A 2765-nucleotide genomic window follows, 5' to 3' on the forward strand; every position below is an offset into this window, starting at 1 on the left:
GCCTGGTCGCCCTCCCCGAGTCCCACCCGCTCGCGACCCGCCCCGAGATCGACTTCACGGACCTGATGGACGAGCCGTTCCTCGCCCTGCCGTCGAGCGCCGGCCCGTTGCGCGACCACTGGCTCGCCCTGGAGGAGCGCGGCGGGCGCCCGCCGCGCGTCGGCGCGGAGATCGCCGGCACCGAGGAGACGTACGAGGCCCTGGTCGCCGGCCTCGGCATCTGCCTGGTCGCCACGGGCAACGCCCCGCTCATCACCCTGGGCGGCGTCGTCACCCGCCCGGTCCACGGCCTCTCCCCGAGCCGCTACGCACTGGCCTGGCGCCGCGAGGACGCCCACCGCCCCCTCGTACGGGCCTATTCGAAGGCAAGCCGACAGGCGACCGGACGGCCGTGATGCCCGTACCGGGCCGCACTCACGCCTGTTCCGTCGCGGGCCCGGCGGCGTCGCGGCCAGCCGTACCCGCCCCCCACGAAGCGGCGGGCGTACACGAGGACACCCACCATCCCCTCGTACCGGCCTACTCGAAGGCAGCCGACAAGCGACCGGCGACCCTGATCCCCGTACCGTGCCGCACTCACGCCTGTTCCGTCGCGGGCTCGGCGGGCGTCGCGGACAGTCGGGCCTGTTCCTCCTCGACGATGCGGCGGGCCAGGGCCAGGTCCGAGATGTCTACGGCGTCGGGGGTCGACTCGGCGACCGCGCTGCGGCGGGCGTAGGCGTCGAACAGGCGGGACTTGTTCTCCAGCAGTCGGACGAGGCGTTCGTCCACGCCGCCTGTGCAGAGCAGGCGGTGCACGTGGACCGAGCGGACCTGGCCCATGCGGTGGGCGCGGGCGACCGCCTGGTGTTCGACGGTCGGTTTGAGCTGGGGCTCGCAGAGGATGACGACGGAGGCGGCCTGCATGTTGAGGCCCACTCCCCCGGCCTCGATCTGCGCGAGCAGCACCGCGTGGCCGGGGGCGGCGGCGAAGTCGTCGACCAGTTGCTGACGGCGGGCCGGGGGCACGCTGCCGGAGATCGGTCCGAAGACCCGGCCCCCGGTCCCTTGCCGAGTGTCCGCCAGCGCGTCCCGCACCACCCCAAGGACGTCGCGGAAACCAGAGAACACCACCACCTTCAGCCCGTTCTCGGCGGCCTCGCCGGCTATCTCGCGCAGCCGGTCCAGCTTCGCCGAGCGCTCGGGGCGGGCGTACGCGGCCCTGCGCATCGCCATGAAGTTGCCGGCGCGTACGGCCTCGCGGTAGGCCTCCTCGTCCGCGGCGCTGGGCTCCTCCCACTCGTCCGTGTGCTGCAGGGCGGGGAGTTCGGTGAGGACGTCCTGCTGGTTGCGGCGCAGGTAGACCGGCGCGACCGCCTTGCGGAACGCCTTCGAGCCGGCCACCGAGTCGTGGTCGTCGACGGTCTCGGCCAGGTCGGGCCGCAGGATGCGCACCAGGCTGCGGAACTCCTCGACGCGGTTCTCCATGGGCGTACCGGTCAGGAACAGCACCCGCTCGCAGGTCTCGGCCCAGGCGGAGACGGTCCTGGAGCGGAGGGTGTCGGGGTTCTTCACGTAGTGCGCCTCGTCGACGACGAGCATGCCCAGCCCGCCGCGAGCGGGGTCCGGGAAGCCGCGCAGGGCGTCGAAGGTGGTGACCGCGACGCCGCCGCGGTCCTGCCAGTCGGTGAACGCCTCCTGCCGGTCGGGGCCGTGCAGCGGTGTCACGCGCAGGGTGCTGCGCTTCTCGATCTCCCGGGTCCAGTTGATCAGCACGCTGGCCGGGCTGACGACCAGGAAGTGGCTGTGCCCGTCGGCGGCGAGATGGGCGAGCGCGGCGATGGCCTGGATCGTCTTGCCGAGCCCCATCTCGTCGCCGAGGATCGTGCGGCGCTGGGCGAGGGCGAAGCGGGTGCCGAAGGCCTGGTAGCCGCGCAGGGAGACACGGCGGTGGGTGTCGTCGAGCGTCTGGTTCCTGACCCGTTCGGCCACCTCGTCCGGCAGGAACCCCTCGGCCGCCGCGGGGTCGGTGGCGCGGCCGGAGACCTCGGCGAGCAGGCCGTAGTACTCGGCGGAGCGCAGCTCGAAGTCGACCAGGGCGGCAGGCTCGGACTCGGGGCGGCGCAGCAGGTCGACGGAGGCCTGCGCGAGCAGTTCGGGTACGCCGTCCCGGTCGGCCTGCTCGGTCAGGGCGCGGATCTCGGCGACGGCCGCGAGCGCGCGTTCCCTCTTGGCCTGCCCGGCGAACAGCATGCGCAGCCGCCCGGCCACCGGCCCCGCCTCGGCCAGCAGCGGGCCGAGGCGCCGGGTCAGTACGCCGGCCGCGTCTAGAGCCCGGCGCGCCTCGGGGCCCGCCTCCACCAGGACGCCGAGCGCCATGACGAGGGCGGTGGTCCGGGGCTGCGGCCGGTCGACGTCGATGTGTACGGCGATGGTGTCCCGTACGGCGTCGGCGATCCGGCGGGCGGCGGCCACCGCCTGTTCGGCGGTCTGCTGTCCGACCCCGGGCAGCTGGCGCAGCCGGTACGGCCCGGCGTCCAGCACCTGTCCGACCGTCCGGAACCCGCCCTTCTCCACCTCGCCGAGCCGCAGCCTGCCCTCGGTGACGTCCTTGAGCCGGGCCACCGGGATGACGTCGAGCTCGCGCCGGGCCAGGGCGTCGTGGATCGGCGCCAGGGCCTCCCGTACGGCCGCCACCGCGCGCGCGTGGTCGCCTGCCACCGCCTGTGCCGCCTCGTACAGCCGCCCGCCCCGGGCCACCGTCTCCCGCTCGCTCCGCCCCATCG

General features: G+C 74.3%; 2 protein-coding genes. One reads left to right on the plus strand and one right to left on the minus strand.

Translation table 11 applies throughout. From position 1 onward, the window contains the following. On the plus strand, positions 1-395 hold a 395-nt coding region (locus L0P92_RS43730; protein ID WP_234768692.1), incomplete at its 5' end, for a LysR substrate-binding domain-containing protein. A gap of 181 nt (positions 396-576) precedes the next feature. Here the strand turns inward: L0P92_RS43730 and L0P92_RS43735 are convergent. Then, a complete protein-coding gene (locus tag L0P92_RS43735) occupies positions 577-2763 on the minus strand; it encodes a DEAD/DEAH box helicase (protein ID WP_234768693.1) in 2187 nt (728 codons plus the stop codon). Positions 2764-2765 lie beyond the last annotated feature (2 nt).

This window comes from Streptomyces muensis (assembly GCF_021474425.1).
Classification (GTDB): domain Bacteria; phylum Actinomycetota; class Actinomycetes; order Streptomycetales; family Streptomycetaceae; genus Streptomyces; species Streptomyces muensis.

Bases quoted from the DNA above. Each gene is read 5' to 3' on its own strand.
- L0P92_RS43735 (WP_234768693.1), bottom strand. From the start codon at position 2,763: ATGGGGCGGAGCGAGCGGGAGACGGTGGCCCGGGGCGGGCGGCTGTAC.